This is a genomic window from Rothia sp. HMSC071F11 (assembly GCF_001809115.1).
Lineage (GTDB): Bacteria > Actinomycetota > Actinomycetes > Actinomycetales > Micrococcaceae > Rothia > Rothia dentocariosa.
On sequence record NZ_KV795756.1, the window covers coordinates 406133 to 432682 of the forward strand.

Below are 26550 nucleotides of genomic sequence, written 5' to 3' on the forward strand. Positions count from 1 at the left end.
CGGTGCTGGTGCGGGTGTGGGAGTCTGAGGTGCATTCGGTGGGCAAGACCTGTACTGAGGATCCTGGTGCACGGGGGTGTCCGGGGCATGCGGAGGAGCCTGATGTGGGGAATCCGAATCCGCAGTTGCGTAAGGTGGATGTGTATACGGGTCAGCGGTGGCATTTGGATGATGTGGGGGTGGGGGATAGTGAGGGTCGGTTGCACCCGACCTGGCCCAACATGTAAACAGAATGTCAGTATATAAAGAGTAATACCTCACATATAAAAACTGTTTTATTGTACAGGAGAAAGTCTCGTATACTCCCTGTCGTGAAAATTGGTATTACACTATCAAAATGTTGATAAAAGGTTGAACTTTTCGCTAAACATAAAGATTTGGTTACAATTTCCGAATATCTTTGAAGTTCGCTTACAGATAAGGCTAATGTTAGAAGTGAGGTAGTTCTGAAGGGTTACCTTGGGCAACAAGACTTCCGGGTTGCTCTTATATCGCACCGCACAACACGATTATTAGCGATTTCGCTAAAAACGCTATGTCCTGAAGATTTAGCTCTGACGCTAGGAACAGGACATAGCGTTTTTGTATATCCTGGGGCAGAATATAAACCGACCTCCCGAGCTGTTGAAATAAGAAGCATTACAAACATAGGGCTGTGGGCAACAGCATCCTACGATGTCGTCCCACAGCCCTACGGTTCTAACGGAGTAAAGCTTTACCGAGTGGCCCGCTCTAGAAGCTGCAGTACGTTCTGGAAGGTGTGGCCGGTTGCTTCGGTCATACCCTGCTCACAGGTTCGGTTTGAGGAAGCATATGCGGCGAACTCGTGCTCGTTTAGCTCAGCAGTCTCGGCACGGGTAGCGCTCTGCGTGAGCTCAGGGTGCAGCATGCCGCGGTCACCCGCGTAACCGCAGCATCCCCAGTTCTTGGGAACGTACACCTGATCGCTCATGGCGTTTGCAATCTTCTCGAATGCTGGCTGCACACCCAGATGAGTCATTGAGCAGGTGGGGTGCAGCGCCAGCGACGGCAGGGGAGCGGACACCGTGAGCTTAGGCAACAGCGTATCGGCGGCGAACTGCACCGAGTCAATAAGCTTCAACTGAGCGTAATCGGCCTCGCCTGCCCCCAAACCCTGCGTGATTTTATGCTCTACGGCAGCTGCAACTTTCGCACGCATCACCTCAAGGCCCTCAGTGCATGAGGAAGCATCGCACACGATCGGGATGCGCCCGCCGTCGGTCGCCTGCCACAGCGCTTTGAGCACGCGGTCGCTCATAATCGAGTAGCCATCTGTATACCCCTTGGACTTCCACGGCGTGCCACAGCACATTTGGTCGATGTCCTCGGGAACCCGGTATTTCACGCCCGCCCGCTCGCAGAGACGAATGAACGCCTGGGTCGCGTTCACCGGGTCGTGCTTACCTTCGCCATCAACACCGCCGAACATGGCGTTCACACAGGCAGGGAAGAACACGATATCGGGGGTTGCTTCCGCATGAGGAACGCGTGGCGCGCCACCGGCAGAAAGCCCCTTCTTATAGGCGGGCACCATATCGTCACCGAAGAGTTTACGACCAATATCGGTGGCTCCGCGTACCACCGGGAACGGCAGCATTTTTGCGACCGTGAGAGCCTTACCCGCCACTTTATCGACCGCACCCCAGTGTTTCGAGGCGAATTTCCACCCGGCGGCACCGAGCGCATCCTGGTTCTCGGCACGCAGACGGCGCACCAAATCACCCGTGTTAATCAGCACCGGGCAGCGCGTAACGCACATGCCATCTACCGCGCAGGTATCCACACCGTAGTATTCGTATTCTTGGCGTAGGCGTTCGGCAAGTTTAGTATCACCGTTAGCTTCTGCCGCAGCAATTTCGCGGCGCAGCACAATGCGCTGGCGCGGGGTCAGCGTCAAATCCTTAGACGGGCACACCGGTTCGCAGTACCCGCATTCCACACACCGATCGACTTCTTCCTCAACGGTTTCGGCAACTTTCAGATCGGTGGCATAATCGGTATCTTCGTCGGCAAGAACCACACCCGGATTCAAGAAACCCTTCGGGTCGATCAGGCGCTTAATTTCGCGCATGACCTCGAAGAGTTCATCGCCGAATTGGCGGCGTACAAACGGCGCCATAATACGCCCGGTTCCGTGCTCTGCCTTGAGTGAGCCGTCAGCATCCAGAATGAGCTGCACCATTTCCTCGGTGAAGTCGCGGTAACGCACAAGCTGCTTGGCATCGCGGAACTGCTCATTGAGCATGAAGTGAATATTGCCGTCTTTTGCGTGCCCAAAAATCACTGAGTCCTGGTAACCGTGGGCATCAAAGAGGGCGGTCAAATCACGGCAGGTGGTACCAAGTACGTCCACCGGGACCACCACATCCTCAAGCAGCGCATTCGTGCCGGTTGGGCGGTTGCCCGCAACCGTGGTGTACAGCCCGCGCCGTGCAGCCCAGAGCGCATTACGCTCAGAAAGTTTGCTGGTCATTTCGACTGGCGACACCACCGGGAGAGCATCAAACATAGGTGCGGCAGACGCGGCAAGATCGGTGAGCTCCTGCTCAGAGTTTCCCTGAAATTCCACAAGCAGAGCCGCATGCTCGCGCACATCAATAGCAGCAAGAGCCTCCGCTGCCTGCCCGGTGCGCTGCGCCACACGAATACTGGTGGCATCCATGAGCTCAACCGTCGCCAGGTGGTTAGCCACAAGCTCGGGCACGGAACGGGTTGCATCCAAGAGGTTATCGAACACGAGCAGACCGGTCGAAACGGACTTGAGTATGGGCAGAGTGCGGTAGGTTGCAGACGCCACGAACCCGAGTGTTCCTTCGGAACCGATTAGAAGGTGCTGCAGAATATCAACCGGCGTGCTGTAATCCAGCAGAGAGTTCACGCCGTAGCCCATAGTGTTCTTCATGGAGTATTGCTGGCGAATGCGCGCAACCGACTCCGGGTTTTCGACCACGCGCTTGCGCAGACGCAGCAGCCCCTCGTGAATCTCGGGTTCGAGGGCGCGCAGGCGGTCATCGGCATCGGGCGCAGAAGTATCGATAACGGTTCCGCTGGGGAGTACGAACACCATAGATTCCAGCGTGTTGTAGGTGTTGAATTCGGTGCCAGAAGACATGCCCGAGGAGTTATTGGCGACCACCCCGCCGATAGTGCATGCCGACCATGAGGCTGGGTCAGGCCCAAGTTTATACCCGTAGGGCGCCAGCATATTATTGACCGCCATCACCGTGGCGCCGGGCTGAACGCGCACCCTCTTGCCGCCGTCAAGCACCTCAATTTTCTTGAAGTTACGGCGGGTATCGACCATCAGTCCGTCGCCGCTTGCCTGACCGGATAGAGACGTGCCGCCCGACCGGAAGGTGAGTGGCAGGTTGAAGGCGCTGGCGGCGCGGAAAATATCGGCGACCGCTTCCGCTGAATCGGGGCGTACGATTCCAGCGGGTACCAGCAGGTAATGCGAGGCATCGTGCGCAATAGCGAGCCTGTCAATTTCTTTGACACTGGAATCGAGGGCGTGCGCGCGGGTTTCGGCGAGCATATGCTCAAGGGCGTTGGTGTAGGGGGAGTTCAGAGCTTCGGATGTATTGGATACAACTGTCATGGGCCTTAATCTCCTTACCGGTGTAGGCATAGTTCTCTTCCTATCCTTCCAGTATGTGCTTTTGCACACGTTATGTCTGCTTAGCTTTGGCTAGGCTTACACGCCGGAATACCCGTTTTACTGAGGTATTATGAGGGGAAACTATCGTTGATATTGTGTCTACCCTGAGCCGTTACCTGAAAATTTGCTGTGAACGCCGTAGAATGGTGATGTCCGTGCACCTGTACAGTGCGGATTAGTCTGCACGGCTGCGCCTATCCTGGCCCCGTACGCTGGGGGAGTAGGCCCCGTGCCTAACCTAAGGAGACATATGTCTGCCGCTGAACTGTCAGCACCTATTAAAATCAGCGTATCCGGTGAGGAGCGCGAGGTTACTGCCGCCACCGCCGCTGAACTCTTTGCGGATAACGCCAAAATTGTGGTTGCCCGCGTGAATGGCACGCTGGTTGACCTTTCTCACAAGCTGTCTGAGGGCGATACCGTTGAGCCCGTTTTCATTGACGAACCTGATGGCTTGAATGTGCTGCGCCATTCTGCGGCGCACGTGATGGCGCAGGCGGTGCAGGAGTACCGCAAGGACGCGAAGCTGGGCATTGGCCCCTATATTACGGATGGCTTCTATTTTGATTTTGATGTGGCTGAGCCCTTCACTCCCGAGGATCTGAAAAAGATCGAGAAGTCGATGATTAAGATCATTAAGTCGGGTCAGCTGTTCCGCCGCCGTGTGGTCACCCATGCTGAAGCGGTTGAAGAGATGAAGAACGAGCCGTATAAGCTTGAATTGCTTTCGCTTAGCCAAGGCCCCGGTTCGGGCGCTGATGCCGCCGAGGGCGCCTCAGTTGAGGTCGGTGCGGGTGAGATTACGATTTATGACAATGTGCACCCGAAAACCGGTGAGGTTCTGTGGAATGACCTGTGCCGCGGCCCGCACCTGCCAAATACTAAGCTGATTGCTAACGGTTACGCACTCATGCGTGCCGGCGGCGCGTATTGGCGCGGTTCTGAGAAGAACCCCATGCTTCAGCGTATTTACGGTACCGCTTGGCCCACGAAGGATGAGCTGGTGGAGTATAAACACCGTATTGCCGAAGCTGAGCGCCGCGACCACCGCCGTTTGGGCAAAGAGCTTGACCTGTTCTCGTTCCCCAAGAATATTGGCCCCGGTCTTCCGGTGATTCATCCTAAGGGCGGCGTGATTAAGCGCGAGATGGAAGATTATGTGCGCGCCCGCCATATTGCTGAGGGCTTCCAGTACGTGAGCACCCCGCATATCTCGAAGGAAGACCTGTTCTACACTTCCGGGCATCTGCCGTATTACGCGGATGGCATGTTCCCTGCGATGGAGCTTGATAACGGCAACTACCGTTTGAAGGCTATGAACTGCCCCATGCATAACGAGATTTACCGTTCGCGTGGGCGTTCGTATCGTGAGCTGCCGCTGCGTTTCTTCGAGTTCGGCACCGTGTACCGTGACGAGAAGTCGGGTGTGCTGCAGGGGTTGACCCGCGTGCGCATGATTACGCAGGACGACTCGCACTCGTATGTGACGAAGGAGCAGGCACCCGATGAGGTACGGCACCTGCTGAATTTCATGCTGAGCCTGCTGGAAGATTTCGGTATGACGGACTTCTACCTGGAGCTTTCGACCCGCGATACTGAGGGCGATAAGAAGGAAAAGTTTATCGGCACCGATGAGCAGTGGGAGCAGGCTACCGCCGTGCTGGAGCAGGTGGCGAAGGAGACCGGCCTTGAGCTGGTGCCTGACCCGGGTGGGGCTGCGTTCTATGGCCCGAAGATTTCGGTGCAGGCGAAGGATGCGATTGGCCGCACCTGGCAGATGTCTACCGTGCAGTATGACTTCAACCAGCCCAGCCGGTTTGGTTTGGAGTACCAGGCTGCGGACGGCTCAATTCAGGAGCCGGTGATGATTCACTCGGCCAAGTTCGGTTCGATTGAGCGCTTCCTGGGGGTGCTGACTGAGCACTATGCGGGTGCGTTCCCGGCGTGGCTCTCACCAGTGCAGGTGATTTGTGTGCCCGTGGCGGAGGCTTTCAACGACTATATGGCCGAGATTGCGGATAAGTTGCGTGAGCAGGGCGTGCGTGTTGAAGTTGATTACGGTTCGGACCGGTTTACGAAGAAGATTCGTACCGCCTCTACCGAGAAGGTTCCGTTCATTCTGATTGCTGGTGGCGAGGACGCGGAGGCTGGCGCAGTCTCATTCCGTTTCCGCGGCAACAAACAGGAAAACGGCGTGCCCGTTGACGATGCGGTAGCACGTATTGTCGACCATATTCGGAACAGGGTAAATGAAGACCCGAAGCCGAGTGAGCAGTCGGAAGATAACTAAAACACTCGTATTTTCACTGGCTAAATATATATTAAGAATGCCAGCCAGTTGTAGGATTGGCTGGCATTCTTAATATTAGCAATTTTTAATGAAAGGATAAAATATTATGAGTAACAGAATTGTAGAAGAGATCCGTGAGCTTTCTGTATCTAAAAGCCTCAATATTTTAATAGGATCAGGTTGTTCTGTAGGAGATAAAATAGGCTTAATGTCACAATATTGGCAGGAAGCAAAAGAAGAAAACCCAGGGGCGAGTGAAGAACAAATTACGGAAAGTGGAAATAAAAAACTATTAGATGCAGTTATAAAAGCTAGCGAAGAAATTTTAAAGTATCCAGCCGACTTTCAAAAAGTCAAAGGAAATGAAGATAAGGTATACACAAGTTATTGTGAATTTGTATTAGAACTGGTAAATCTTCTTGAGCGGTCTAATTCTCGACAGACACCAAAGAATGTCAATATATTTACGACTAATTATGATCTATATATAGAAAAATCTGTAGATTCTATATCTCGTATTAAAAACTTTGTATTTAATGATGGAACTAAAGGATATTTTGAGAGAATTTTGGATGGTTCAAGTTATAATCGCTTGGTTTCATATAAGGGGCTTTCGGATAACTATATTGATGAGATCCCTAGTATCTCGCTTATAAAACCACATGGATCAGTAAATTGGAAGAAAATTCATGCTCCAGATTCAGACAATTATAGTGTATCTATAACAAATTATGTAAATAAAGAAAAAGATAAGCAGATATTTGTACCACCAACAGGATATGAATCGCAAGATACATTCTTAAATAATCATTTCCATGAAATGCTACGTATTTTCCAAATGGAGTTGGATAAACCTCAAAGTGTGTTACTTGTTGTTGGTTTTTCATTTCAAGATGAGCACATCGCAAAGATGGTAACTCGTGCTCTTAAAAACCCTGAACTAAAATCTTATATATTTTGTTATTCTAATGATAATGAATCAGAAATAGTTAATAATCTTGGTGGAGCAGACGAAAAAAAGTACAGGAACCTGAAGCTTGTTACTCCTAAAAATTTTTCTGTTGAAACAGATACAGCAGGTTCTCAAGAGTTTCCTCTTGGGCTGTCCGCTGTTACAAATATTTTGAAGAAAGGAAGTCTCAACTAATGGAGACTATGAAACTTGGTGTAGTCGTAGCTGTTGAAGGAGATATTGCTGAAATTGCCATGTATAGCATGGCAAATGATTCTGTTATTCTCTGGAACGGTGAATTACTTAATGGCCCTAGGGTTGGGTCTTATATTACTATTTTACAGGGTAATGTCAAAATTATTACAAAAGTTATATCTGAAAAAATTATTGATCAGCAAAATACAATTAAAAGTAATGAATTTGATAATAGATTTTCAAAAAACTCAATTAATCGTATTATTAAGGTGAAAACTACCGGAGTCGTTAAAGGAGATAGGTTTGAAATAACTACTAAATATATTCCCATGATTGGTGATATAGCATCAATAACGAATGGGGAAGAAATAGGCGTAATATATTCAACATCGGATGATCCAGCGGAAACTATAATAGTTGGAGAATCTATATTTGGAAATTATACTATACAACTTCCTGTAAATAAATTTTTTGCTTCTCATATAGGTATTTTTGGAAACACAGGTAGTGGAAAGTCCAATACTCTTCATAAAATATATATGGAACTATTTAATTTCTCTTGTGGCGTACTTCAAAAATCTAAATTCGTGGTTATAGATTTTAATGGAGAATACGCCCATTCGGAATCTTTCGGGTGTAAAGAATCCCAGAAATGTATATACAATATTTCGACTCGCTATTCGTCGCGGAACTCAGATAAAATTCCGATTAGTCAAGAATATTTATATGATCCTGAGATACTTTCAATTTTATTCGATGCTCGACCTGCAACGCAAGTTCCTTTTTTACGGAAAAGTATAAATAAATATAATGAGATAATGAAGGATAACGGAACGTATGGGGATTTAAAATATGGAAAATATATTTTGGGCACACTTAAGAAAATCCTTGTGAGTCGCAAAAGTGCAAATGATAACGCATTTGATAATTGGCTTGAAACTTATTACAAATATAATGAACTGGCAGGATTGGGCCAAAAATCAAACCTTTATGGGAAACTTAGCTCTATTAAGCCACGAGGAAATGATAGTTACAGTATAGAAAATACTGCGACAGGTGTAGATTTCTTTAATTCCGGTGGCTCTAGCGAGAGTGTGGAATTGGAATTTGAGGAGGAGTTAGTTTCTTCTTTGCGTAATATATTGTCTACAATTAATGATATACAAAAAATAGGGATGATACTCGAATTTGCGAAAGTGCATAGTACTGCATGGGGAAAAGTTAACTCTGAATATTTAAGTCCATTATTCAGTAGGGTATCTTCATCTTTGAAATCTCTGGAAAAAGTTATAGAAATAGTTGAGAATCCAATCGATAATATAAAACCAATTACTATTATAAATCTTTTACATGTCAATCAAGATATAAAAAGGCTTATCCCTATGATGTTCTCAAAAATGATATATGATGCCCAAAAATATAAGGTTTCTAAATGCTCTGAATGTGTTGCATCAACAGTCCATCTTATTATCGATGAGGCACATAATATTTTAAATGATTCGCAACAGAGAAATGGAGATAGCTGGCAAGATTATCGATTATTTTTATTTGAAGAGATAATTAAAGAAGGTCGTAAATTTGGTTTCTATTTAACTTTGTCTAGCCAACGTCCTGCAGATATATCTGAGACAATTCTTTCTCAGGTACATAATTATTTCATTCACCGTCTTGTTAATGAGCGTGATTTGCGGATGTTGGAAAACACTATGCCTACACTTGATGCGCAATCCTATAAAACAATACCATCTTTAGGGCAGGGGGAATGTATTATAACTGGAAACGCTGTTGCTGTACCGATTTTCACCAAAATTAATTGGCAAGAAGAAGATCCTCGCCCTAAAAGCGATGATGTTGTCTTGACTGATATTTGGAATAATCACAGTAGTTCTGCACCAGATTCGGATGATATTTTCGATTTATTATAGGTTTATTTACTATGTGGTTTTATTGAGATTCAAATCAACAAAGCAAATAAACCTATGCTGATGATTTGAAGGGTGTACTCTAATCGGAGCTTTGAGTAAAATTACGGGGCGAAAAACCGTATGGTTTTCGCCCCACGAACTTATCGATGCTTAAGATCCTTCAAAGAAATCTTCGTCGAGCTTCATAACTGTGTAGGTGCGTGCTATCTGCACGCCTACACGGTACTTAATCATGAGACGTGCCAGGCGCTCACCATCAATCAGCACTAGGGACAGCCCGCCGCCAAGGTTTTGAGCATATTCCGTGCGCCGGATGTAAAAGAGCCGGAAGTAATAAATACGCCCTGTGTTGCCTGCCCGTGCATTGCGCCCACAAATGACTGGACTTCTGGGCGGCCCACTGAATTTTTCTCACTATAGCGTTTAGCCTGCACATAAATTTTCGATAAGCCCAGCGCATCCTGGTCGAACACACCGTCAATACCGCCATCATTAGAAGCCTTGGTAACCATGCCGCGCCTCTCACTGCCGCCATAGCCCATCGCCAGCAGAACATCCACTACTAGCTGCTCGAAGGCGCTAGGAGAGAGCACCCGTACGCTCTCCACAATATCGTGCGTGAGCGCCGACTCCAGCTGAGCGATGCTCTCAGCAATAAGCTCTTCGGAGGTACTATCCGTTAATTCAATAGAAACACCATTTGCGGGAAGTCTTGTGCTTGTATTCTCTGTCTCTTTGGGGTGTTTATGTCGAGTGAGGCTGTCCCGTCTAATCTGTAGAGCAACCTCAACCGGCAGCCCGCTAGGGTACTTGGCAATAAGGCTCTGGCCTTTATCTGTGATTGCAAAGTGAGCGTGTTTGGGCGAAGTTAGTGCGCCCCAATGTTCAAGGCATTTATATGCCCAATAAGTACGATCTGCATATACAAGCCTTCTAGATGGTAATCTAGCCGTCATCTGCTCCGGGATAGGCGCAATTTATCAGCCACTGCGGTACGTATTTCTTGACTGGTACGAACTGATCCATCACTTAAATATGTAAGTATGGCTGGCATAAACTCATGCAGTCGAGGAAGCTCAATTTGGGGAGATCCCGGTTGTAATTGAGCGACGGTCATGTGGGTATCTCCATCGATAGGTAAAAGACGAATAGTCTGTTACTACTATACTCGTATGGAACTGAGCCCTCTCTACATAACGTTAAACTTATACCTGCCTAGTTGCCGACCGTTTCAGAGACCCCACCACCCACCGGTGGGTAACCGACGAACTGCAGCTGCACCGGAATTGTCTCCGTGGGAGCTGGTGGCACGCAGTACTGTACCTGCGGGCTATCGTGGCTCTCCACCACCTGCACCGTTACCGTTGCTGACTGCGCGGGAGCGCTATCTGTAGCCTCCGATTCGAGGGTGATCGTGTGCTCTTCGCCAGGCCGCCAGCCCTGCGGAATATGCGCCTCCGCCACAAAATACGTATCAAGAGCCAGCTGCTTACCCGTAAACTCTGCGACGTGTTCGCCATCAAACTTCACTATTAACTGTGCGGGAACCTTCAAACCCGGGAAATACGGCGGAACATCCGGGTGCTTCTTCTCACCAGCAGACCAGCCCACGCCCGAAAGCTCAACACTCTCACCGGGCACAACCGCGGCGGGAACCCCAAGCGTCGAACCATCCTCACTGCTCGCCATCGTGAACGGAACATCCGCAGGGCGAGACTCCACATGCCCAGGCTGACTACCGGCATCGTGCACCGTAATCTTCGTCAGAGCATCCGCATGAATAGGCACAGAAACACCCGAATGCACGTCTGCACTGGCTGACGAGAACTCACCCGTAAGAGCATCAATATGAAAATCAACCGTCACATTCGGGTAATCACCCGCCTTATCAAGCACCATCACAGAACCATCAAGCAACAACGTCAAGTGATTAATCCTCGCCGAAGAAACCCGCACCTGCCCCAGCACGGCACCGCTGCGGGCATCAATCACCGCCACGGTTCCGCCACTAGGTTCCGTTGTGTGAACTGTACCGAAATCGCCCAGATAAATAAGGTCACGAGAATCATCAACCACCATATCGGTCGGGTTCACCCCGTACCGTATAAACCGCTTAAACTCGCCGGTACCCTGATCGAGCACCTGAATGCCCGCATTCTTGCCCTCAAAGCCCTGAGTCGAAACATAAATCTCGCCCAAAGAACTATTGACCCCCACCGCATGCACCTTCACACGGGTAAAATGCGGTACATTCCCAGCGGGCACGTGCAGAGTGCGCACCACAGCGTTCGCTACCGGGTCTATCTCATAGACGGTATCCAGATAGTAGTCAGTCGCATAAAGGTGCCCGGTCAGCCGATCATACCCGAAGGTAAGCGGGTGCGTAAGCCGTCCCGGAGTCGGGTCAATCTTCTGAACCTCATAGGTGGCGGTATCAATCACCCACAGCCCGCCCATGCCCGTAACAAACGCTTTACCAGTCTTGGCATCTACGAATATCTCGCGGGGATGCGTAATATCCTGCTCGAACAGCCCCTTCGCGGGATCATAGCTAGTCCACAGCGGCTCAAGAGTCCCGTTTTCTAAAGCGTCTCGGCGGTACACTGAGACACAATACGAACCAGCATCGGTCACCCAGAGCGTACCGTGCTCATCATCAATATCTATGCCGAAAGCACCCCGGAACTGGTACTGCCCGGCAAGGTTCGGGTGAACCTCGGCGGCAACAGGCATTTTCGCGGTTGCCTCAATTTCCAAAGTATGCGGGTTCACGCGGGCAATCGTTGCCACCGTTGAACCGTGATCCGGAGCGATATTGAAAATACCGGTCACATAGAGCTTGTCGTTCTTTGCCGAATATGCTGAAAGGTATTCACCGGGCAAACCCTGAGTTTGCTTTGCCTCAATCTCAACAGAACGGTAGGTGCAATCCTCTGCCGTAGAATTTTCTTCCAAATGCGGCTGGTGCGGGGCCTGCTGGTGTTCCGGGATAGGGTAAGGCATTCGCCGATCCTTAACTATGGTTGATAGGCTGCATAGCCTGCACTAGTGACTTGCCCTGTGCGGTAAAACCTTGCGGTGCGGCGAGCACTCAGCGGACTATTGGTTTCTCAGACTAGCAGGGGCTCTTTGCCGTGACTAGAGGTTTGTTAGATATTACTCGGCGGTTTCCGGCAGAGTAATCTGTGCAAACCTATGTCCCCGGCACTAAACTATCGCTCCGAGCAGGGTCTAGGAACGGCGGGGGAGCGTGGAACGAATCTGCTTTAACTCTGTCTTCAATTCGTCTGGAATGCGGCGTGACTCGATAGCCTTCGTAATCGCCATGCGAAGTGTCACCGCAGGTAAACCAGGCGAATCGGTGTCGCCAGGACTATCGGCGAGCACAAACCAGGGGAGAGCTGTGCGCTCTTGGCGAGCCAGCGCCTCCGCAAAATACCAGGCAACAGCAACCCGAACATAGTACTCATCGCTGCCCGCCAACGCTGCAACCGCCTGCAGATGCTCCGGCGAAAAAGACTCGGTGCCCAACAGTGACATGAGCACTACCACGCCTAGACGTTGCACATATACGCGGTCATCAAGCATCCAGTTGAGGCAGGAGCGTTCTAATTTCGGCAGATTCGCTGCCTTGCCACCTTTTACGCAGGCCGGGGAGACGGCATCAGTAAGAGTCCAGTTCGTCATATATGGCAGGAAACTGGTAATTTCTGTATGCCAGGTTGCGAAGTCGCGTTCCTCATTCAGAAGCAGCACATGCAGCAGGTCTTCTTCCTGAAAATCATGCGGAACCGCCACCATAAACTCAGCGACTTCCTGCAGATGTTCGCGCAACAGCTTCTTAGCGAGCTTGCGCAGTGCGGGCGTGCGCACACCTAAAATCCGTGCCGGATCAACCGTGGGAAGCAGCTTTGCCGTGAACTTCGCCAGTTTTGGTTCGGCCAGCTCACGGACTGTCTGTGAGATTGAATAACTCATAGTTCTAGTCTCTCAGACAGAGCGTTTATATCGGGACGGGTAAAATCCGGGAGCGTTTTCTTCAGCCGGGAGCAGTTTATGCGCTCCCGGCTGAAGAAAACGCTCCCGCTTCGTGAAGACCCTAACATCAGGCTTGCAGCGTCCACAGATACCTGCAGAAAACCGATATGATGGCTACAGAAGGTTCGCACGCGAGAACAATTCATGGTAGACCTGCTTCAACGAAGAGCATGTAAGGATTGGGCAGTATGGCAGAGGCAAACGGTACAGAAACACCACACACCCGTACCGTACCCGAGCCTGAGAGCACCGTTTTCACCGATACCGCAGCTAACCGCCCACACAATGAGCGCCGCCCTAAGATTACTCGCGGCGAAGAAGGGCTCACCGAATGGGAGCGCCGCACCGATAAACCGCTTTTTATCGCCTCGCTCCTGTACCTTGTTGCCTACGCTGCACCCATTGTAAGCACGCGCATTAGCGCACCGCTTGACGGCATCCTCAATATTTTTCAAATGATACTGTGGGCGCTTTTCGCGGTCGATTATTGTGTGCGTCTCTACCTAGCGCCCCGGCGCATCTACTTCTTCACGCACAACCTGATGAACCTCGCCATTGTGCTTCTGCCAGCATGGCGTATCGTGAGTTTCTTGGCAATGCTCCACATGACCGCCAACCGCCAGTACAAACTGCTCTCAGAACTGGCCGTTAAACTCTTTGGATACACACTGATCTTCGTGATCATGGCGGCCCTCGCTATCTTCTCCATTGAGCAAGGTGCCCCAGGTGCCCTCATCAAAGATATCTGGACGGCGTACTGGTGGACTCTCGCAACACTGGCGACCGTGGGCTATGGCGACGTATACCCCGTGACCGTACCTGGCAGGGTTATTGCCGTGGTTGTCATGATTTATGGGGTTGGTCTGTTCGGCGTGATTACTGGTGCGCTTGCTACCTGGGTGATCGAAAAAATTAGCGGAGTCACTGAAGAAGATCACGCCGCAACGAAAGCCGATATTGAGGAACTTCACGCCGAAATCGCCGAGCTGAAAGCGATGCTCGCCATCCGTATGGGAGACGGTACGGTACACCATCCACCCGAAGAACTCACCCAGGAATTTCTCGCTCCCCACCGCAATCTTGCCACTGATAACGAAGAAGACGATCACGAGCCCGAACAACCAATGGAACTGCTGGAAGAGACTAAGCAGACGCTCACGGTGATTCGTCAGAAGATCGCGGTGCGCCTGGGACGTGATTCAGATTAGAGCACACGTGAGCCGCTCGCGGAGTTAAATATACGGTTTAATAGGGGTATGAGCGAAAACCAGAATGCCCAGAACACGAACGTCACCGATGACTTCGAGCTGCCCGGCGTGCCCGATGCGTTCCAGCGGCTCTGGACACCGCATCGTACCGCTTATGTGAGCGGTGGGCAGCAGGATCATACTGAGAAAACCTGCCCGTTCTGCACAGCCCCTTCGCGTAGTGATGAAGAATCGCTCATTGTTTATCGTGGAGAGCACGCCTTCGCTCTGCTCAACCTGTACCCCTATAATCCGGGGCATTTGCTCATCTGCCCGTACCGCCATATTCCTCTGTACGATCAGGCGAGTGAGGAAGAAACTCTCGAAATGGCACGCCTGACTCAGCGTGCAATGCGGGTTTTACGCGAAGTTTCCCATAATGACGGGTTCAATATCGGCATGAATCAGGGCAAAGTTGGGGGAGCGGGTATAGCCGATCATCTGCATCAGCATATTCTTCCTCGCTGGAGCGGTGACACCAATTTTCTACCCATTATTGCCCATACAAAAACTATGTCTCGAACCCTTGATGACATGCGCCAGATTATCGCGGACGGGTTCGCTCGCATGCCCTCATAGCCCCGCCTGAACGTTTCCGACAGTTATGTTACTTTGAGGGGCTATGAAACATTCACGTTAAGCCGCGTATGCAGGTATACTTCATGATTGTTCCGAAGTCTTAACGCGACGTAAAAATACGCTCGTGACCTGCTCTTTAATCGCAAAATTGCTCTTGAAATCCTCCACACTCAACCATCATCTGGTACATTAATGCTTTTAGCGTGTGCATGTGGCAGGATAGAGATAGCAACATCACCGCTTGAAGCGCTCTTCCGGCTTCAACATTAACCGCATACCAACCACTCTCGAAAGCTGGTTTGTTGATGACAACATCCGCCGCTGGGTACAAGCGTACCCTTTTATCTCTCGCTCTCACGGGCTGCATTCTAGCTACGCCTGGATGCGTGGCATCCTCCCCTATGAGCCACAGCGGCGGAAATTCCACGGCCTCTGAGGACAACCGAAACTCCTATGACGACGCCAGCGGCAACCCGACGCCAACAGCAGAACCTTCCCCCGTTAAGATAAAGCCCAGCGGGCCTGCACTTTTACCCAGCGGTGCACAAGCGCCCCTGACACCCAGTGAACAGAACCGTTATGACAACGGAGAATTTGTTGCGGCTACCGAAGAGCACCCCGCGTATAACGTTCACGAGCCTGAATTCGACCCTAAAGTCAAAGAGCAGGGTATTGAAGGGCCAGAAACGTTGCTTAAACGTCTCGCAAAATTCCATGAGTATGAGATTCTTACGAACCACGAAATGACTGATGAAGAGTCGCTGCAATTCTTCACCAAAGACTATAAATTTACCGAGCGTCCTTCAACGTTTGACACCCGCACCCCCGAAGACCGCGGGGATACGCCCGAAGAGTCCATGAAGTTTGACGATATGACCTCGGCGGGATATTGGCCTGTGAATCCACTCTATAAGGTAGAGATTCTAAGCTCGGAAAAAGTTGGTTCCGGGGACTCTGCCGAATGGGTGGTGACGTATTCCTACAAACGCAACCGCTACGCCTGGTATAACGAGGAAAGCCTGCAAAACAACAAAATCTATCGCAACCGCGGTATGAACCGAGAAATGAAAGCCACATTTGTCTATGTGAAGGGCGAAGGCTGGAAAATTAAAGAACTCGAAGTTTTGAAAAAGCTCTCCGTCTCGCTCAGCAGCGACGACTTCTTCAAGAATGAGGAGTACTAGCCTCAGAGGAAAACGGCAGCTCTATTCGCGTGTGAAAGGCAGGGCTACACTGAACGTATGAGGTACCCCAACCTGCTGGACTCAATTTTTAATGTTTCCACAGCAGCCGAACACGCACATGCCCTCATCTGGCGTGATGTGCAGTGGCGTGAAAGGCAGCCTTTTCTGCGTCTTGAACCCGTGGTGTTGGCGGATGCCTCAGGCGGCACAAGCATAAAACCCAGCGGCGATGTTATGAGCGTTCCCGTGACTCCGGGTGCGTTTCTTGGACTCCGGCTCGCGCTGGACGGCACCGGGAACCTCCAAAAGTTCTGTGCCGGATACACCCGAGGCGATACAGAAACCGGGCAGATACAGCGTGTAGCGTGCCCACAGGGAAACCACCTAGAGAGCGGGAAACAATGCGAATATTGCGCTGCGCATGACGAGTTCACGGCTCTGCATACCGCGCATCTTTACACGGGAACGCTGACACCCGGAATGCGCGCCTACGCACAGCAACCCCACAGGCTTTATATCGCCACTTTTCCTGACGGAAGCTCTAAAGTCGGCACCAGCTCGCAACACTCAACACCGCGTCGTCTGGATGAGCAGGCCGTCGCCACAGCAACCTATATAGCCCAAGCGCCCGATGGGTTGCTAATTCGTGAAGCTGAGGATGCGGTAACTCGCATCGCCAATATTCCGCAGGTCAAACAGGTAGCGAGTAAATACCGAGCCTGGACTGAACCGCTACCCGGGGCTCAACTGCGGGAGGCGCATCAAAACACAGTGGAGCGCGCACATGAAGCACTTACCGAATCTGGGCTATTAACGCAGCTTATCGCCCTAGATGAATCCTGGGTTCCCTCCGTGGCAATGAACCGCCCTTACGCGGCGTTGCGTGCGCAAAACCCGGAACCACTTGACGCATTCCCCAGCATCCTCAAAACCCGCGAAGCAGGCTTCTTCTGCACCGGAGCCGCAGGAAAATTCATGACCGCTCATGTTGGAGACCCGGATGCCGCCGTGCTGATCAACACCGCAGAACTCGCTAATTATGTGGTGGAACCGGCAGATACCCTCAGCGCTGTCACGGTACAGACCTCGCTTTTCTAGGTCGTCGTGTTCAAAACTCTCTGAGGGAACTCGTACAGGGAAATCTCGTCGCATGCTTAGTGCTTATAGCCAGGGGAGCGGTATCCAGCCCGGTGTATAGCTGATGCTACGCTGCGAAGAACCCTCGCACAGGAATACACCACAAACGGTATAGAATGGTGAACATGTCAAAACCCCTAATTCGCCTTCTCGGACAGGGCATTCGCTACGCCAGCACGCTGCGCGGCGGCGGATCAGCATTCCCCGGTCTCGTGATGGAAAAACTACACCCACGATTTGTTGCCGAAGAACTCGCCAAACTGCCCTATGGCGTCGTCGTCGTTTCGGGAACCAACGGCAAAACAACCACCACCAAAATGGCTGTGCAGCTCCTCGAAGCACAGGGGCTCAAAGTCTTCACCAACCGCACTGGATCAAACTTCGTGCGCGGTGTGGCGGCGGCACTGCTCGGAGCGATGGACCTTAGTGGCAAACTCGACGCAGACATTGCCGTACTAGAACTTGACGAAGCCCACGCCGTGCACTTCGTCAAAGCCGTCAAACCAAACTACGCATTGCTACTGAACGTGCTGCGAGACCAGCTCGACCGATTCGGCGAAATTGACACAACCCGCCGCATGCTCTCCACTGTAGCTGAAGCCACCACCGATACTGTGGTGCTCAACCGGGAAGACCCGCGCATCCTCTCGCTTGCGCAATCCGTAAAAACCGGAACAAACATCAGCTACTTTGGGCTCAACGAAACGCTGCGTTCCTTCTTCCCCTCGGACGACGAAATGCGCGCCGGAATCAATAACAATCGCGGCGAACTGCCCTCCGCAGACGTTACCCTCACCGCGTTCTCAGGTACCAGTGCAACCTTCGATCTCGCTGGTGAAACCTGCGAAGGAAACATCAACCTCTACGGTATTTACAATATCTACAATGCCGCCGGTGCCATTGCCCTCACCCGTGCGGTTCTGGGCGAAAAACTCAACAAACAAGCCCTTATTGACGAACTCGCTAAAATCACCCCGGCATTCGGTCGCGGCGAAACCCTCAACATCAATGGCCGCCCGCTGCAGCTTCTGCTTGTTAAGAATCCCAGCGGATTCCGCCTCTCACTCGCCAGCGCCAGCGCAGACGACTACGCCACCATGATCACCATCAACGACCAATACGCAGACGGCCGTGATGTCTCCTGGCTATGGGACGTAGACTTCGACTCACTGAGCGACACCGGTGTAGACATGGTCTCAGGGGTACGCGCCTGGGACATGGCGCTGCGCCTCGAACACGACGGTGTACGAGTGGATGACGTCAACGAAAATCTCAGCGAAGCTCTCAGGAAATTCATTACCACCAGCGGTGACGCGCCCATGCGAGTCTTCTGCACCTACACCGCAATGCTCGCCCTACGCGAAGAGCTCACCAAATTCACCGACGTCGAAAGGGTTTCGTAATGACCCACACCATTGCAGGAGAACCGGTTTCAAGCCCCAATAACGGCAAAACCCTGCGCATCCTTCAGCTATACCCCAAAGATATGAACATCTACGGGGACTGGGGAAACACCCTAGCGCTGGCACGCCGCGCACACGCCCACGGGTTCGACGTTGAAATTCTCGACTACAACCCCGGAGATACCTTCCCCGACGACGTCGATATTATTATCGGAGGCGGCGGCCAAGACTCCGGACAAACCGTAATTCAAGAAGACCTGCACGCCATAGGGGCTAAGCTCAAAAAGAATGCAGAAGACGGCGTGCCCATGCTCGTGATCTGCGGGCTCTACCAGCTCTTCGGCAAAGAATTCCGCACCCACGAAGGCGAAACCCTCAAAGGTATCAACATCTTTGATGCCTACACGGTCGGCAGCAACGAACGTCTGATTGGCAACATCGTTGAAGACTCACAAGAATTCGGCACCATCGTGGGATTTGAAAACCACTCGGGACTAACCTACCTCGGCGCAGGATGCGAGCCCCTGGCAACCGTAACCAAAGGCGTAGGGAACAACTCGACAGATCATCATGAAGGCGCTCGCGTGCACAACGTGGTGGGTACTTACCTGCACGGTTCGCTTCTGCCGAAGAACCCGAAGATTTCGGACTATCTGATTGAGGCGGCAGCACAACGCAAATATGGGGAGTTCACCCCTGAAAAAATTGATGATTCGATGGTCGAAAAAGCGCGCGCATCCGCTATGAAACGCCCCCGCTAGGGCAGATACTCGCCACAACATCCAAACAAACCGCGGGGTGCACACCAAAACTTTGACGGTATGCACCCCGCGAAACGCAGGTATGAAACTATCCGAGAACCGCGCGAAACCGGTATAGTGTAAAAGTATTGTGACGTGGCAACAGGGCAAGTACGCCGCCACGGGCGAAGAAGAGACAAGGGAGATACGAATGTCGGGTCACTCTAAATGGGCCACTACAAAGCATAAGAAAGCCGCAATTGACGCTAAGCGCGCGAAGGCTTTCGCAAAATTCATTAAAGCTATTGAAGTTGCGGCTCGTATGGGCGGCGCAGATATTTCTGGTAACCCCGCACTCGACCTAGCCGTCTCCAAGGCAAAGAAAAACTCTGTACCCAACGACAACATTGACCGTGCTATTAAGCGTGGCGCTGGGCTCACTGGTGAAACCATCGATTACACCGAGATCCTGTACGAAGCTCGCGGGCCTCAGGGCACCGCACTCTACATAGAGTGCCTTACCGACAACCGTAACCGCGCGGCGTCAGATGTTCGCCTGGCAGTCACCCGTAACGGCGGCACCATGGCAGATCAGGGTTCGGTCGCCTTCCTCTTTGAACGCAAGGGTGTTGCCGAAGTTACCAAGACCGACGGTCTGACCGAAGACGATGTTCTTATGGCTGTGCTTGACGCAGGCGCCGAAGAAGTACTCGATGAAGGCGATGTCTTCACGGTTGTATCCGCCCCCACTGATCTGCCCGAAATCCGCAAAGCGCTGGATGAAGCGGAACTTGATTACAACAACGACGACCCCGTATTCCGCCCTACCATGCAGGTAGACCTCGACCTCGAAGGCGCCAAGAAATTCCTCAAACTTGCAGACGCCATCGAAGAACTCGACGACGTGCAGAACGTATACTCCAACGCCAACGTCTCTGCTGACGTCATGGAACAGCTAGAGGCAGAGTAAAAGCCTTTTAATCTCATGCCCGAGCACGGTTACGATACGGTACCAAACACCGGCATCGCAGCCACTCGGGCATGAACTATATACAGCCCCACCAGCGCAACAACGAAAGAGGACAATGAACGCATCTACGCAAGAAAACCATCCTCTTCGTAATGAGCCGCGCTCTGCTGGCGCCACCCGCATTATGGGTGTAGATCCGGGGCTTACCCGCTGCGGGCTTAGCATGATTGACATGACCGCCAACCGCAAAGCCAGCTTCATCAACGTGGGGATCGCGGGAACCGCCGCCGCTGAGCCTCTTGACGAGCGCATTCTGCGGATTTTTACCGTGACGCAAACCTGGCTTGATACCTATCAACCTGATGCTCTTGCTATTGAACGCATTTTTGCGCAGGAGCAGGTCAATACGGTGATTGGTACGGCCCATGCCTCTGGGGCGGTTATTTCTGCCGCAGCAGTACGCGGCATTCCGGTCTTCTTTCATACACCTTCTGAAGTGAAAGCCGCCGTTACCGGCTCGGGGCGTGCAGATAAAGCCTCAGTCGGTCGTATGGTTACCAAGATTTTGGGGCTGGAAAAAATTCCTAAACCCGCTGATGCAGCAGACGCCTTAGCGATCGCAATCTGTCATGGTTGGCGCGGTGGCGGCATTGGTTCTGGCATTAATATGTCAGCGAATACGCAGACTCACCAGGGATCACGCCCCGTGCGCGCACAGCATGCAAAGCTGACGCCGGCACAGCGAATCTGGCTTGAAGCTGAGGCAAAGACACGACGCTAAACTTATATCGGAAATATTTTCGATAAAGATTGCTATAAACTGTACATTCAGAAAAATATTCTAATATACTGGATGATGGCACCCACGTTGGCAGGGTCCGCAAGGTAACAAGAGAGGGAAAAGATGATTGCGTCGTTAACGGGGCATGTAACCCATGTAGGGCTAGAGAGCGCAATTCTTGATGTCAATGGGTTTGGTATGCTCGTTCGGGCCACAGCACGCACCCTCTCAAATCTGCGCACGGGATCCACTGCAACCTTGTTGACCTCTATGATCGTGCGCGAAGACTCCATGACTCTCTATGGGTTTGCAGAACCTGCAGAGCGAGAGGTCTTTGAAATGATGCTCTCGGTTTCGGGGATTGGCCCGCGTATCGCCCTTGCCGTCTTGAGCGTGCATACTGCCACCGAGGTTGAGCGAGCCGTTGCAACCGGCGATGATAAAGCCTTTACCAAAGTTCCGGGGATCGGGCCGAAAAGTGCGCGGCGCATTGTGCTAGAACTGGCTGGTAAACTCATTTTGAGTAAAGATCAGGCCGAAGAAAACGCTCCCGCCCAAGGCATCGCATGGAAGCCCCAGGTTATGGATGCGCTCACCTCTTTAGGGTGGAGCGAAAAAGACGCAGATGCCGCAATCGACGCTTACGTGCAGCATAACCCAGATGCAGAAAAGGAAGCCGTTAGTGCTGCCCTGCGAGGGGTACTTGCCTCTCTGGGGGCACAGAATACGGTGGGGCGGCATTAGCGGTACGCCAGTACCGTAGGCTAAGAAGACTTGGTGTTCTCTTCCATAAAGGACGATATTGTGACTCAGAATCCATACGATAACGCTACATCCGGCGGATACGCGCCAGGGCAGGTTCCTGGGCAACGTCTGGTTGCAATGGAAGAAGAACCTGAGGAGAAAATGATTGAGGCGGCACTGCGCCCTAAGTCGCTTGACGACTTTGTAGGGCAAAAGCGTGTGCGTCAACAGCTTTCTCTCGTGCTCGAAGCCTCAAAAATGCGTGGGCGCAGTGCCGACCATGTATTGCTTTCCGGCCCTCCCGGGCTGGGCAAAACCACCCTAGCAATGATTATTGCCGCTGAGATGGAGGCACCGCTTCGTATTACCTCCGGGCCAGCAATTCAACATTCGGGAGATTTGGCTGCGATTCTGTCTTCGCTCACACCGGGCGAGGTACTTTTTCTTGACGAAATACACCGTATGAGCCGCCCAGCAGAAGAAATGCTCTATATGGCGATGGAAGATTTCCGTGTGGATATTGTGGTTGGCAAAGGTGCCGGAGCAACTTCGATTCCGCTTGAGCTTCCTCAATTTACGTTGGTAGGTGCCACAACCCGGGCAGGTCTGCTTCCCGGTCCGCTGCGTGACCGTTTTGGTTTTACCGGGCACCTTGAGTTCTATTCTGTGCCTGAGTTAGAACTTGTACTTCGCCGAAGCGCCGGTTTGATGGATATGCGTATCACAAGTGAAGGATATGCCGAGATCGCCGGTCGTTCGCGCGGAACCCCGCGTATCGCAAACCGCTTGCTGCGCCGTGTGCGAGACTGGGCGCTCGTCAATGATGTTCACGATATCAACTCTCATGACGCCGCGACCGCCCTTGATATGTATGAGGTGGATGCGCGCGGCCTCGACCGTCTAGATCGCGCTGTTTTAGAGTCTCTTATCCACAAATTTGGTGGGGGACCAGTGGGTCTTTCAACTCTTGCTATTGCGGTGGGGGAAGAAACCGAGACTGTAGAAACTGTCGCTGAACCTTATCTGGTGCGTGAGGGTTTGATCGGTCGCACTCCGCGCGGGCGCGTAGCACTGCCTGCGGCTTGGGAACACTTGGGGCTTGAGGCACCTGAAATTAACCTCTAGTACTCGCTGTTGCTCAGCGAGATCGGAGACTAGGTACAGGCACTGTCTTTGTCGGGATATACCTTTGTGTGGGTTATGAGCTAAAAATGGTGCGTTAGCTATCCGCATAAAAGATGCCTGAGTATCGCCAAAGCGGCGAATAATGCTTGAGAAAACCTACACGCAGATCATGAAACGAGTAGGGAAACACAGCCCTCTCGCGTAGGATGGATAGGTAGTGCACAGATAAAACGTCAAAATATCCGTAGGAATTACCAACCTGCGGCGGTGGGCTTGCGCCTACGGAGAGGAAACACATGGACGTCAATTCGCTTATGATGATTCTTGTCGTCGTCTTTGCTGGGTTTTTGATTTACAGCAGTTTTAGGCGGCAGAAGCGTCAGTTCCAAGCGCTGCGGGATATGATCGCTTCGCTTAAACCCGGGGACGAAGTCATGACACGTGGGGGTCTGTACGGCAAAATTGTCTCCGTTGATGCTGAGGCGCAGAAAGCCAAACTTGAGATTGCTCAAGGCACCGTCATCACCATTAACCCACACTCGATTGCGCAGGTTATTACGGCTGCTGAAGATTCTGTCGAAGGTGCTGGCGCATCCGAAGAAACAAGCTCTGACGTTTCAGAGACCAAAGAATAACTGGTCAAGGAGTTTCGCCGCTAAAAGGGGGAGCTCCTTATCTTATGCACATAAGAATATCTAGAACATAGAACTAGTAAGGGGCACATATGGCTAGGCGTTCACCGCTTGCAGCCGCGCGAGGCGCCCTCGTCTCGATGGTTTTGCTCATGATCCTTATGGCCGCTGGTATTTTCGGTACCACGCAAGCCGGTGGGTCGTGGGGAGCAAAACTAGCACTTGATTTATCTGGTGGTACCCAGATGATCCTCTCACCCAAAGTGAACGGGTCGAACGACACCAACGTTAGCCAGGAGCAGCTGAAACAGGCCGTTGAAATTATTCGTCAGCGCGTTGACGGTGCGGGCGTTTCGGAAGCAGAAGTTACAACGTCTTTCGGCTCCGGAAACAACGTTGTGGTTTCGGTTCCTGGAAATATCAGCCCAGAAACCCGTGAGCTTATTCAGGCATCCGCCAACATGACCTTCCGCGCGGTGCTGCAATCCTCATCGCCCGGTACAGCAGTACCTGAGGAATCACGCACTCCTGACGATAAACTCCCAAAGCCTACCGCAGAGCCACAGGAGGATAACGGTTCAGATACCAACTGGATTACTCCCGAGCTTTATAAAGAGTTTGAGGCTAAAGATTGCTCCGCGGGCAATAATGAAGATGCGGAAGCGGCAGACCCCAAGAAAGCTATCGTGGCGTGCTCTACCGATGGCAACGAGAAATTCATTTTGGGCCCGGTAGAACTCAACGGTAACGATATTTCGACGGCAAGTCACTCGCAAGAAACTAGCGGGCAGGGCATTAACACCGGTCGCTGGACCGTGAATATTGAGTTCAACGACTCGGCCCGTGAAACTTTTAAGAAAGTGACGACTCGTCTGAACGCTATTCGCGGTCAGAGCCCGAACGATCCCCGCAGCCGCTTTGCTATTATGCTCGACGGTAAGGTTTTGTCATCGCCAGTCTCGCAGGCGGTTATTGCAGACGGCAAGCCGCAGATTACCGGTAACTTCTCAGAGCAGGAAGCTAAGAATCTTGCCGATCAGCTGAAGTACGGTGCTCTCCCGATTAGCTTCTCTATTCAATCAGAGCAGCAGATCTCTGCAACTTTGGGTGCAGAACAGCTTAAAGTGGGTATTCTGACCGGTCTGATTGGTCTGCTTTTGGTCTTCGTGTACTCACTGTTCCAGTACCGTCTGCTCGGGTTTGTGACCATGGCTTCTCTGGTGGTCGCGGGCATTATCTCGTATGAAGCCATTGTGCTTTTGGGATGGGCCCTAAACTATCGCCTCTCCCTGGCGGGTGTTGCCGGTTTGATTGTGGCAATTGGTGCGACGGCAGACTCCTTCATTGTGTACTTCGAGCGTATTCGTGATGAGATTCGGGCCGGACGTACAATACCGGCGGCTGTCAGTCACGGGTGGAAGCGCGCGTCCCGAACTATCCTGGCTTCTAAGGCTGTGAACCTTCTGGCGGCAGTAGTGCTGTACGTTGTCTCAGTCGGTTCGGTGAAGGGCTTCGCATTTACCTTGGGTCTTACCGCGATCGCCGACTTGGTTGTGGTGTATCTCTTCACCCACCCCGCGCTTACTCTGCTTGCAAATACACGATACTTTGGCGAGGGGCACCGCCATTCCGGGCTTTCACCGGAATCCTTGGGGGCAGCACCCCTATACCGAGGCGCCGGTCGTTTCCGCTCGTCAAAGGAATCTACACTCAGTATTGCGGAGCGTCGACGTGCTGAGCGCGCCGCCACTGCTGAAGAAGCAACAAATGATGAGAAGGAGGCGTAATTATGGCTGCTGAAGTTAAGCCTAATGTTTTTGCGCGCTTCGGTAATGACCTGCACTCGGGTGCCCGGTCTTATCCTTTCATCGGCAAGCGCCGCCTTTGGCTCTTACTTGCGGTTCTACTGATGGCGGTATCTGTTGCCATACCGCTTGTAAGCGGTGGATTTAACCTGGGTATTGATTTCCGTGGTGGCTCGGAATTTGTGGTATCTCGAACCACTCATACTGAGGTATCTGAGGGCGAAAACGCCGTGAAAGAGCATGCGCCCTCGGCATCGGATGTGCGTGTTACAAATATCGCCCCTGGAACTATCCGCGCTCAAATGAGCAAGCTCTCTGATAACGAAACCCTCAGTGTTAAGAAAGCTCTGCAAGATGCTTATGGCGTGAGCGAGAATGACGTAACCTCTTCTTATGTTGGTCCTACCTGGGGCGAAGATGTAACTCGCCAGGCGTTCTTCGGGTTGATCGTGTTCGTGATCCTTGCCCTGATCGGCATGGCGTTCTATTTCCGCACGTGGAAGATGTCGCTGGCCTCTATAGCTGGGTTGCTTTTTACCGTGGTTGTTACGGTAGGAATTTACGCGGCTCTCGGATTCGAGATTACCCCGAGTGCGATCATCGGTTTCTTGACGATTTTGAGCTACTCACTGTACGACTCGGTGGTGGTTTTCGATAAGATCCGTGAGAACACCGAGGATGCTTTCTCCCGTAAAGACAGGACATTTGCGGAAGACATTAACCTTGCGGTGAACCAGACGTTGGTACGTTCAATTAACACCGCTATTGTTGGTGTTCTTCCGGTGGGTTCGATCCTCTTTATCGGCGCGTTTATGCTGGGCGCCGGTACTCTGCAAGATCTCTCGCTGTCATTGTTCGTCGGTATTCTGGTCGGCATGGTCGGTACACTCTTCGTATCGGCGCCGCTTTATGGAACCCTACGTTTGGGCGAGCGGAAGATTCTCGCCCACACACGTAAGGTTGAGGAATACCGCGCGAGTGGTCAGGCAGAGGCGGATGCCGCATCTGAGGATGACGATGATAAACCGCGTAAACGCCGTAAACCGAGTTTTGAAGTCAACGTTATAAACGCAGACCAATAACTTGACTGGGGCATATAAGTGAATAATCATAGGGGGCGTTCT

Annotated in this window: 20 protein-coding genes and 1 pseudogene; 17 read left to right on the top strand and 4 right to left on the bottom strand. The window is 51.7% G+C overall.

Annotation, left to right across the window (positions count from 1 at the left end):
* A pseudogene (locus tag HMPREF2554_RS06195) lies at nt 1–227 on the top strand (hypothetical protein); the annotation flags it as partial.
* Between the two features lie 488 nt (nt 228–715).
* Here HMPREF2554_RS06195 and HMPREF2554_RS06200 read toward each other — a convergent pair.
* A complete protein-coding gene (locus HMPREF2554_RS06200) occupies nt 716–3619 on the bottom strand; it encodes an FAD-binding and (Fe-S)-binding domain-containing protein (RefSeq protein WP_070554409.1) in 2904 nt (967 codons plus the stop codon).
* Between the two features lie 310 nt (nt 3620–3929).
* Here HMPREF2554_RS06200 and thrS point away from each other — a divergent pair, with 310 nt between their 5' ends.
* The 3 genes from thrS to HMPREF2554_RS06215 all read left to right on the top strand — a co-directional run bounded on the left by thrS (nt 3930) and on the right by HMPREF2554_RS06215 (nt 9041).
* On the top strand, nt 3930–5969 hold the full coding sequence (thrS, locus tag HMPREF2554_RS06205; protein ID WP_070554411.1) for a threonine--tRNA ligase: 2040 nt from the start codon (nt 3930–3932) through the stop codon (nt 5967–5969).
* A 106-nt stretch (nt 5970–6075) separates the two neighbouring features.
* A complete protein-coding gene (locus HMPREF2554_RS06210; protein WP_070554413.1) occupies nt 6076–7116 on the top strand; it encodes an SIR2 family protein in 1041 nt (346 codons plus the stop codon).
* Nucleotides 7116–9041 carry an ATP-binding protein gene (locus HMPREF2554_RS06215; protein WP_070554415.1) on the top strand — a complete coding sequence of 642 codons (1926 nt, stop codon included), beginning with the start codon at nt 7116–7118 and terminating at the stop codon, nt 9039–9041. Before HMPREF2554_RS06210 ends, HMPREF2554_RS06215 begins: the two co-directional genes overlap by 1 nt.
* A 266-nt stretch (nt 9042–9307) precedes the next feature.
* Here HMPREF2554_RS06215 and HMPREF2554_RS06220 read toward each other — a convergent pair whose 3' ends face one another.
* The 3 genes from HMPREF2554_RS06220 to HMPREF2554_RS06230 form a co-directional block, all read right to left on the bottom strand.
* Nucleotides 9308–9997 carry a restriction endonuclease gene (locus tag HMPREF2554_RS06220; RefSeq protein WP_246826023.1) on the bottom strand — a complete coding sequence of 230 codons (690 nt, stop codon included), beginning with the start codon at nt 9995–9997 and terminating at the stop codon, nt 9308–9310.
* 259 nt (nt 9998–10256) lie between these two features.
* On the bottom strand, nt 10257–12044 hold the full coding sequence (locus HMPREF2554_RS06225; protein ID WP_070554418.1) for a hypothetical protein: 1788 nt from the start codon (nt 12042–12044) through the stop codon (nt 10257–10259).
* Nucleotides 12045–12272: 228 nt separating this feature from the next.
* Nucleotides 12273–13019 carry a DNA alkylation repair protein gene (locus tag HMPREF2554_RS06230; RefSeq protein ID WP_070554420.1) on the bottom strand — a complete coding sequence of 249 codons (747 nt, stop codon included), beginning with the start codon at nt 13017–13019 and terminating at the stop codon, nt 12273–12275.
* Between the two features lie 248 nt (nt 13020–13267).
* Here HMPREF2554_RS06230 and HMPREF2554_RS06235 point away from each other — a divergent pair, with 248 nt between their 5' ends.
* The 13 genes from HMPREF2554_RS06235 to secF all read left to right on the top strand — a co-directional run bounded on the left by HMPREF2554_RS06235 (nt 13268) and on the right by secF (nt 26508).
* Nucleotides 13268–14287 (top strand): potassium channel family protein, encoded by a 1020-nt coding sequence (locus HMPREF2554_RS06235; RefSeq protein WP_070554422.1) that lies wholly within the window; start codon nt 13268–13270, stop codon nt 14285–14287.
* 48 nt (nt 14288–14335) lie between these two features.
* Complete coding sequence (locus tag HMPREF2554_RS06240; RefSeq protein ID WP_070554424.1) at nt 14336–14905, top strand: HIT family protein; 570 nt, start codon at nt 14336–14338, stop codon at nt 14903–14905.
* Between the two features lie 305 nt (nt 14906–15210).
* Nucleotides 15211–16089: a DUF6318 family protein gene (locus tag HMPREF2554_RS06245; RefSeq protein WP_070554426.1), complete on the top strand. Its 879-nt coding sequence runs from the start codon at nt 15211–15213 to the stop codon at nt 16087–16089.
* Between the two features lie 57 nt (nt 16090–16146).
* The gene (locus HMPREF2554_RS06250) at nt 16147–17187 is read left to right on the top strand and encodes a DUF2797 domain-containing protein (protein ID WP_070554427.1); all 1041 of its coding nucleotides are present in this window, start codon (nt 16147–16149) and stop codon (nt 17185–17187) included.
* Nucleotides 17188–17342: 155 nt separating this feature from the next.
* Nucleotides 17343–18629, top strand: a complete 1287-nt coding sequence (locus HMPREF2554_RS06255; RefSeq protein WP_070554429.1) for a Mur ligase family protein — start codon at nt 17343–17345, stop codon at nt 18627–18629.
* Nucleotides 18629–19390 carry a type 1 glutamine amidotransferase gene (locus HMPREF2554_RS06260; protein ID WP_070554432.1) on the top strand — a complete coding sequence of 254 codons (762 nt, stop codon included), beginning with the start codon at nt 18629–18631 and terminating at the stop codon, nt 19388–19390. Before HMPREF2554_RS06255 ends, HMPREF2554_RS06260 begins: the two co-directional genes overlap by 1 nt.
* 190 nt (nt 19391–19580) lie before the next feature.
* Entirely contained in the window at nt 19581–20339 is a 759-nt protein-coding gene (locus tag HMPREF2554_RS06265; protein WP_041321796.1) for a YebC/PmpR family DNA-binding transcriptional regulator, read from the top strand.
* Between the two features lie 115 nt (nt 20340–20454).
* Nucleotides 20455–21120, top strand: a complete 666-nt coding sequence (gene ruvC / locus HMPREF2554_RS06270) for a crossover junction endodeoxyribonuclease RuvC (RefSeq protein ID WP_013399139.1) — start codon at nt 20455–20457, stop codon at nt 21118–21120.
* Nucleotides 21121–21243: 123 nt separating this feature from the next.
* Nucleotides 21244–21864 carry a Holliday junction branch migration protein RuvA gene (gene ruvA, locus HMPREF2554_RS06275; protein WP_013399138.1) on the top strand — a complete coding sequence of 207 codons (621 nt, stop codon included), beginning with the start codon at nt 21244–21246 and terminating at the stop codon, nt 21862–21864.
* A gap of 138 nt (nt 21865–22002) precedes the next feature.
* Nucleotides 22003–22989, top strand: a complete 987-nt coding sequence (gene ruvB / locus HMPREF2554_RS06280; RefSeq protein ID WP_172461396.1) for a Holliday junction branch migration DNA helicase RuvB — start codon at nt 22003–22005, stop codon at nt 22987–22989.
* A gap of 296 nt (nt 22990–23285) precedes the next feature.
* A complete protein-coding gene (yajC, locus tag HMPREF2554_RS06285; protein WP_013399137.1) occupies nt 23286–23624 on the top strand; it encodes a preprotein translocase subunit YajC in 339 nt (112 codons plus the stop codon).
* An 89-nt stretch (nt 23625–23713) separates the two neighbouring features.
* Entirely contained in the window at nt 23714–25408 is a 1695-nt protein-coding gene (gene secD / locus HMPREF2554_RS06290) for a protein translocase subunit SecD (protein ID WP_013399136.1), read from the top strand.
* Between the two features lie 2 nt (nt 25409–25410).
* Nucleotides 25411–26508, top strand: coding sequence for a protein translocase subunit SecF (secF, locus tag HMPREF2554_RS06295; RefSeq protein WP_004004751.1), 1098 nt, complete (start codon nt 25411–25413; stop codon nt 26506–26508).
* Nucleotides 26509–26550: the final 42 nt, after the last annotated feature.

Excerpts from the sequence above, each read along its gene's own strand:
- HMPREF2554_RS06200 (WP_070554409.1), bottom strand. The coding sequence starts at position 3,619 with ATGACAGTTGTATCCAATACATCCGAAGCTCTGAACTCCCCCTACACC.
- thrS (WP_070554411.1), top strand. The coding sequence starts at position 3,930 with ATGTCTGCCGCTGAACTGTCAGCACCTATTAAAATCAGCGTATCCGGT.
- HMPREF2554_RS06210 (WP_070554413.1), top strand. The coding sequence starts at position 6,076 with ATGAGTAACAGAATTGTAGAAGAGATCCGTGAGCTTTCTGTATCTAAA.
- HMPREF2554_RS06215 (WP_070554415.1), top strand. The coding sequence starts at position 7,116 with ATGGAGACTATGAAACTTGGTGTAGTCGTAGCTGTTGAAGGAGATATT.
- HMPREF2554_RS06220 (WP_246826023.1), bottom strand. The coding sequence starts at position 9,997 with ATGACGGCTAGATTACCATCTAGAAGGCTTGTATATGCAGATCGTACT.
- HMPREF2554_RS06225 (WP_070554418.1), bottom strand. The coding sequence starts at position 12,044 with ATGCCTTACCCTATCCCGGAACACCAGCAGGCCCCGCACCAGCCGCAT.
- HMPREF2554_RS06230 (WP_070554420.1), bottom strand. The coding sequence starts at position 13,019 with ATGAGTTATTCAATCTCACAGACAGTCCGTGAGCTGGCCGAACCAAAA.
- HMPREF2554_RS06235 (WP_070554422.1), top strand. The coding sequence starts at position 13,268 with ATGGCAGAGGCAAACGGTACAGAAACACCACACACCCGTACCGTACCC.
- HMPREF2554_RS06240 (WP_070554424.1), top strand. The coding sequence starts at position 14,336 with ATGAGCGAAAACCAGAATGCCCAGAACACGAACGTCACCGATGACTTC.
- HMPREF2554_RS06245 (WP_070554426.1), top strand. The coding sequence starts at position 15,211 with ATGACAACATCCGCCGCTGGGTACAAGCGTACCCTTTTATCTCTCGCT.
- HMPREF2554_RS06250 (WP_070554427.1), top strand. The coding sequence starts at position 16,147 with ATGAGGTACCCCAACCTGCTGGACTCAATTTTTAATGTTTCCACAGCA.
- HMPREF2554_RS06255 (WP_070554429.1), top strand. The coding sequence starts at position 17,343 with ATGGTGAACATGTCAAAACCCCTAATTCGCCTTCTCGGACAGGGCATT.
- HMPREF2554_RS06260 (WP_070554432.1), top strand. The coding sequence starts at position 18,629 with ATGACCCACACCATTGCAGGAGAACCGGTTTCAAGCCCCAATAACGGC.
- HMPREF2554_RS06265 (WP_041321796.1), top strand. The coding sequence starts at position 19,581 with ATGTCGGGTCACTCTAAATGGGCCACTACAAAGCATAAGAAAGCCGCA.
- ruvC (WP_013399139.1), top strand. The coding sequence starts at position 20,455 with ATGAACGCATCTACGCAAGAAAACCATCCTCTTCGTAATGAGCCGCGC.
- ruvA (WP_013399138.1), top strand. The coding sequence starts at position 21,244 with ATGATTGCGTCGTTAACGGGGCATGTAACCCATGTAGGGCTAGAGAGC.
- ruvB (WP_172461396.1), top strand. The coding sequence starts at position 22,003 with ATGGAAGAAGAACCTGAGGAGAAAATGATTGAGGCGGCACTGCGCCCT.
- yajC (WP_013399137.1), top strand. The coding sequence starts at position 23,286 with ATGGACGTCAATTCGCTTATGATGATTCTTGTCGTCGTCTTTGCTGGG.
- secD (WP_013399136.1), top strand. The coding sequence starts at position 23,714 with ATGGCTAGGCGTTCACCGCTTGCAGCCGCGCGAGGCGCCCTCGTCTCG.
- secF (WP_004004751.1), top strand. The coding sequence starts at position 25,411 with ATGGCTGCTGAAGTTAAGCCTAATGTTTTTGCGCGCTTCGGTAATGAC.